This is a genomic window from Mesoaciditoga sp. (genome assembly GCF_054006115.1).
This window is the reverse complement of record NZ_JBPNHS010000012.1, coordinates 48,382-54,870: the sequence shown is the minus strand read 5'-3', so window position 1 is coordinate 54,870 and position 6,489 is coordinate 48,382. Positions and strand designations below refer to the sequence as shown.

The window sequence follows — 6,489 nt, the reverse complement described above, 5'->3', positions numbered from 1 at the left end:
GTATCGTACACAAACAAAGTGGTATGAGTTGCTTTGTGTCCAGCAGCATCTTCAACAGTCGCGGCGTATGTATACGTAGCGTTAGAAGATGGGAATGTGTACGTCCACGAAGCTGAGTATGAAGGCTCTGTTTGTTTTCCAACAAATGTTGCGTAGGTGGCACTTGAAGTGTTTCCATTGAATGTCAACGTCGCGCTGACGTCTCCTTCGTTGGCAACAAAGCTAACTGTTTGCGTTGCCTTGTTTGTGAATACCAACGTCGCCGATGGAGTAAATATCACCTTTGGAGCGCCTTCACTATCATTTATCACCGTTTTGGTTATTGACGCTTCATTTCCAACTCCATCTTTTGCGATGAGCTTTATCTGATAACTTCCATCCAACAAAGTCTGAAGGTTGTACCACGTGAACGTCGCTTCCTTAAGATCGTTTCCAGAAGTGCTGTCTATTGTTACCCATGTTGAATTTGGATCTTTGTATTGCAATTCAAAATATGCCACTCCAGATTCTGTATCCGTAGCGTTCACCGTGAATTTAGGAGAACCACTTACCACCAAATTTGTTGTGCTATTAACCGTGATTTTCAAGCTACTTGGTGCGGTGGAATCGATTTTCACCACGTATTTGTTTCCATCCGTTACGGTGGCGTTCACGGTATCTTTAACGACAACGTAGTACGTTCCAGTTCCACTGAAATGAGTTGGACCAAAGTAATACGTCGCGGAACCTGGCGTAGCTGGAATGGTAGCAGCAGTGGCTGAACCCTTGATCAAGTAAATATCACTAATGGCGTAAACCCAATCAGGGTTGATGTTGACCGTGATCGTCGCGGATTTAACGAATCCATTCACGGACGCCGCTGGCGTGGTTTCAAGAGAAGTCGTAAACACTTTTTCGGTTGGCGCGTAAACATGGATTTTAGAAGGAACAACGCTTGCAGTTGCTTCATTAAGCGCCAAGTCGGTGGCGATTATGCTTGCCTTGTAATCTCCTGGCAGAACATTCTTATCTGCCAAATTGATGGTTGCACTCCAAAGTCCCGTGGAAACTCGAGTCAATGGGAACACATAACGAGGTCCATCAAGCACAAACGCAACGCTCTTGATATTCTTATCGCTTACGCTGGCTTCAACGGTTATCGTGCCAGTTTTGCTGATGGAATCCGGAACATTGTTGTACGTTGCCAATCCAGTTACCGTTGCGGCACCCATAGATGGCGGAACTAAGTCTCTGATCACCTTTATTTCCAAAGTTGACTTATGACCTGCGTAGTCCTCAGCCCAGGCTGTGAACGTCGCAGTGTCTCCATCGCTTGGGGCAATTTTATCCACGTAAACAGTTGCCGTTGCGCCATTTGAAAGGGTAACGCCCAATTTTTGAGACGCATTTGTCAACGTCGCTTTTGCTGACTCAAGGTTGGCATCATTTACGTACACGTCAAAGTAATTTGGAGAAATCCCAACGTAGAATTTCTCTCCGTTTGTAGCTGTTTCGCCCTTGTAAGAAACTTTCAAGGTCGGTGGCGTGTTATCAATTATGTAATTAGCTGTGGCTTCGGTGGCGTTTCCATCTACAGATATATCTTTGAACACGAATGCGGCTGGCCCATCCGTCATGGACGCCGTGTTGATGTTAAAGACGTAGCGCTCTTTAACAACCTTTGTGGCCGTCATTGCATTGAGAATATTGGTTGATGAATAATCAACCAACACTGTAGATGTTTTTCCGTTTACAAGGAGAGCTTCGTACTTAGACGTGTAGTCCGTTGCGGTAGCCACAAGGCTAATTTTTCCCGTTAAATACTTTCCGTTTTTCACCAGTGTTGCGCCGCCAATTTCTACTTTTTGCGCACTTGGATAAACTATGTAGAACCACTGTGTTTGGCCTGTGATGTTTGTTCCATTTTTAAGATGGAACACGGCGTAATAAGAGTGTGGACCAACTGTAGTTTCATTTATAGGATAGAGAAAATCAAAGTTATTCTGTGTTGATGTGGCTGCGCCACTTGCTCTCACCGAATTTGTGGTTGGAGAAGAAATTTCCGTTTTGTCAACGTAAAAACTCACACTCTTTACCAAATTGGCTCCCGAGGTGATGTTAACGTTAAACAAAATCGAACCCATTTCTTGGGGACCTCTTGGATACAAGTAAATTCCATTGGTATTGCTTTGAGAGATTGAATATTTAAGAGGTCCGGTTTGCGTGGATGGCCACACCTGCACCGAAACGTAAGAAGTTGCCATATTATTCTTTTTATCCCACGCGTAAATGGTAAGCGTTATCGTTGTTGCCTGTGTGGCGGCTGGGGCAACAAACTTAAAATCTGCCGGGCTTTCCGTCGCTGTGGCAACTTGGTTCATAAACACGGCTTTGATGAGTTTTATGCCAGACGGATCTGTGGCTGTAACTTTAACGTCAAAAGTCTGCCCTGAAGTTGTTGGAATGACAGATACAACACTCACCGTCGGTGGTGTTTTATCGCTCGATTGAGGTAAAAAACACCCCGATAGAAGGACAGCCACTATTGCCACGGCTAAAAGCAGTAAACTCAGTTTCCCTTTTGTCATGGGCATTCCTGGTCCCTAATAGGAGCACCAGGACACACCTCCTTTCTGAAATATCTTTTCTCCCCCCCTGCGGGCGAATACAGAGGTTAAATCAATTTTAGATTATACGCCATAAGCCCTTTTCGTGTCAACCGTTCTGAAAAAACTGTCAAATTTTTATTAAGCTTTGTAAAAGGTCAAAAGCTTTGCATCGTTACATAACAAAGGCGTATTTACAAAAGCATTCACAAAAATCGTTCTCAAATTCAAAAGGAAACATTTAAGACAATAAAATTTAAAAATATTTTTTTAGAGTAACCGAATTATTTTTTTGTATTGACATTTCTTTTTTGATGATCAATAATATAACTAATCTTTTAGTGAAGGAGGAAACAAAATGGGAAGCATTTACGAGTCAGCGCTTGAGAAATTCGGCAAAGCCGCGGATCTGATGAATTTAGATCCCGGAATAAGAAAAATTTTGGAGCATCCAAAAAGACAGCTTATAGTTGAATTTCCAGTAGAAATGGAAGACGGAAGTGTAGAAGTATTCACTGGCTACAGAGTTCAACACAACATAGCGTTGGGCCCAGCGAAGGGCGGTGTAAGATACCACCCAAATGTATCTCTGGATGAAGTGAAAAGTTTGGCATTTTGGATGACTTTCAAGTGCGCTGTTATGGGTCTTCCCTACGGTGGCGCGAAAGGCGGTGTGAAAATCGATCCCAAAAAGTACTCTAAAAAGGAGATCGAAAGGGTTTCAAGAAGGTTCTTCGCAGAGATTTCAATAATTGTGGGTCCCGATAGGGATATCCCGGCTCCCGATGTGAACACAACGTCGGACATTATGGCATGGTTTATGGATACTTATTCAATGACGATGGGATATTCCACAATGGGGGTTGTAACCGGTAAGCCCGTCGGTTTGGGTGGTTCGCAAGGAAGAACCGAAGCAACTGGAAGAGGCGTGTCCGCCGTGGCCGCGTTGGGAGCAAAGGCAAAAGGCATGGACATTTCCAAAGCGACAGTCGCAGTTGAAGGTTTTGGAAATGTTGGACAGTATGCGGCTTTGCTTCTTTCAACAGAAAAAGGCGCGAAGATTGTAGCGGTAAGTGATAGTAAAGGCGCAATATACAATTCGAACGGCTTTGATGTAAAAGAACTCATGGAGTACAAAACGGAACACGGAACCATATCCGATTATCCAAAAGCCGAGACTAAAATGAGCAACGAAGAATTGAAAAAACTCGATGTGGATATTCTCATACCAGCAGCTTTAGAAAATTCAATAACACCCGAACTGGCAAAAGAGGTAAGGGCAAAAATCGTTGTGGAAGGAGCTAATGGACCGCTGGCTGAAGGCGCGGACGATGTTTTAAATGAAAAAGGTGTGCTAATAGTTCCGGATATATTGGCAAACGCCGGTGGAGTTACGGTGTCTTACTTTGAATGGGTGCAGGATCTCCAATCTTTCTTCTGGAAACACCAACAGGTGAACGAGGCTCTCGAAGAAATGATGGCAAACGCGTTTAACGAAGTTTGGAAGACAAAGGAAGAGTATTCAACTGATATGCGAACGGCGGCTTACATCGTCGCGACGAATCGTGTGGCGTTTGCCACCAAAAAGCGCGGAATATATCCATGATTCAAATATAAAAATTCATGTGCAAACAAAAATGGATGGCCTTCGTGTCATCCATTTTTCATTTTATCATTTGACCTACGTGTGAATTTTATAATGTAAAGAGGCTTTTTTTAATCGCTTTCTCAATCATCACACATGACTTCATTCAATTTGAATTGGGCAAATTGAGCGATATTTTTGAACGCTTTGCAACATTAACACACAATAGGACTTAGGTTCTTCAACCTTTAACGCATCACTTTTTGTTAATAGTCACGAGGAAAAGTTAGGGTTAATTTATGGCTTTTTCGTTTTGCAAAAGTGAGAAGAACTCTTCGTTTGACTTCGTTTCTTTGAGTTTAGAAATCATGAGGTTTAGCGCTTCTTCAGCTGACATTGAACTCATGAATCTTCTCAGAACCCACGCGTCTTTAAGCTCTTTTTCACTTAACAACAATTCTTCTTTCCGAGTTCCAGAAAGGTTCAAATCTATTGCAGGGAATATTCTCTTGTTCGCCAATTGTCTGGACAACACGAGCTCCATGTTTCCAGTTCCTTTGAATTCTTCAAAGATGACGTCATCCATTTTTGAACCGGTTTCTATGAGAGCGGTCGCTATTATGGTTAAACTACCACCTTCTTCGGTGTTTCTCGCTGCGCCAAAAAAGTGTTTTGGCTTGTAAAGGGCTGACGCGTCAACACCACCTGAAAGTAGTTTTCCAGAAGGCGGAAGGTAAAGGTTGTACGCTCGCGCAAGACGTGTTATGCTGTCAAGGAGTATAACGACATCGTAATGATACTCCACCAATCTTTTTGCCTTTTCAAGGGTTAGTTCAGCTATCCTTATCTGCTTATCGGCTGGCATGTCAAACGGAGCGGCTATGACTTCCGCATCAACCGATCTTTTCATATCGGTGACTTCTTCAGGGCGTTCATCGATAAGAAGCACTATTCTCTTTGTTTCTGGATGATTTTTCGCTATCCCGTTTGCCACATGTTTCAGTATAGTGGTCTTTCCCGCCTTTGGCGGGGAAACTATCAGTCCCCTTTGTCCTTTTCCTATTGGAGAAAATATGTCTATCAAGCGAGTGTCCAAAATTTCCGGAGTGGTTTCAAGGATAAATCTTTCTTGTGGATAAAGTGGCGTTAAATTTTCAAAGTAAACTCTTTCATTGGATTCTTCTATTGGTTTGTAATTTATCGCTTCGATTCTTAAAAGTGCAAAGTATTTTTCTCCTTCTTTTGGAGGTCTTGTTTGACCCGAAACGACATCTCCATTTAAAAGACCAAATCTCTTTATCTGTGAAGGAGATACGTAAATGTCGTTTGGACCGGAAAGGTAGTTGTCTACCCTTAAAAGACCATATCCCCCCTCTTGAATTTCCAACACGCCTTCTCTAAACTTGTAGCCATTGGATTCGGTTTGAGCTTTCAATATCTCAAAGATGAGATCGTCTTTTCTGTATTGGCTAAAACGTTGGATTCCAAAGCTTTTTGCCATGGAATAAAGCTCTTTAATCTTCATCTCCTGCAATTTCTTTATGTCCAATTCTATTTGATATATTTTATCTTGCGTTTTTTCTCCAGAATTTGAAGAAGAGGCATCCGTTTTTTTACCGTTTTCCACTAAAAATTCTCCTTTCCACGTTAAGAAAGCCTTTTTTCGTATTCCTTCCAATCTTGCAAAAATCTTTCTATTCCCTTGTCCGTTAAAGGATGATTGAACATCATGCTAAGAACCTTAAAGGGTATAGTTGCTATATGAGCGCCCAACAAAGCGGCTTGCCTTACGTGCTCAGGGTGCCTTATACTCGCGGCTATGATTTCACTTTTGATACCGTAATTTCTAAATATCTCTAAAATATCACTTAAAATGGCCATTCCATCGTTGCCTATATCATCGAGTCTCCCGATAAATGGGCTAACAAAAGTTGCTCCCGCTTTTGCGGCTATAAGCGCCTGATTTGCGCTGAAAATGAGGGTAACGTTTGTTTTTATTCCTTTTTTTGAAAGCGTTGAAACCGCTTTTATCCCATCTTTTGTCATTGGAATTTTCACCGTAACGTTTTCGGCAATTTTAGCCAGCTCAACCGCTTCTCTTACCATACCATCGTAATCGGTTGAAACGACTTCAGCGCTTACAGGTCCTTTTACAACTTCACATATCTCCCTTATACGCTCTTTAAAATCAATTTTTCCTTCTTTGGAAACTAACGTTGGATTCGTTGTAACTCCATCAAGTATTCCCCACGATGCGGCTTGCCTTATCTCATCTATATTCGCAGTGTCTAAAAAAAATTTCATAAAATTCACCTCCAA

The 6,489-nt window shown here is 42.2% G+C and carries 4 protein-coding genes; 1 reads left to right on the top strand and 3 read right to left on the bottom strand.

The features are described 5' to 3' along the window. Positions 1 to 2,567: fibronectin type III domain-containing protein (locus ACXJIN_RS02690; protein ID WP_456399254.1), on the bottom strand; the 2,567-nt coding region annotated here is incomplete at its 3' end. Positions 2,568 to 2,943: 376 nt separating this feature from the next. Between ACXJIN_RS02690 and ACXJIN_RS02685 the strand changes: the two genes are divergently transcribed. Next, positions 2,944 to 4,191 (top strand): Glu/Leu/Phe/Val family dehydrogenase, encoded by a 1,248-nt coding sequence (locus tag ACXJIN_RS02685; RefSeq protein ID WP_456399253.1) that lies wholly within the window; start codon positions 2,944 to 2,946, stop codon positions 4,189 to 4,191. A gap of 271 nt (positions 4,192 to 4,462) precedes the next feature. Here the strand turns inward: ACXJIN_RS02685 and rho are convergent, their stop codons facing one another. Both rho and fsa read right to left on the bottom strand, forming a co-directional pair. Next, entirely contained in the window at positions 4,463 to 5,734 is a 1,272-nt protein-coding gene (gene rho / locus ACXJIN_RS02680; protein WP_456399259.1) for a transcription termination factor Rho, read from the bottom strand. Positions 5,735 to 5,817: 83 nt separating this feature from the next. Further along, positions 5,818 to 6,474, bottom strand: a complete 657-nt coding sequence (gene fsa / locus ACXJIN_RS02675) for a fructose-6-phosphate aldolase (protein WP_456399252.1) — start codon at positions 6,472 to 6,474, stop codon at positions 5,818 to 5,820. Positions 6,475 to 6,489 lie beyond the last annotated feature (15 nt).

What these genes read in the sequence shown, in the direction of transcription:
- ACXJIN_RS02685 (WP_456399253.1), top strand. Translation starts at nt 2,944, where the DNA reads ATGGGAAGCATTTACGAGTCAGCGCTTGAGAAATTCGGCAAAGCCGCG.
- fsa (WP_456399252.1), bottom strand. Translation starts at nt 6,474, where the DNA reads ATGAAATTTTTTTTAGACACTGCGAATATAGATGAGATAAGGCAAGCC.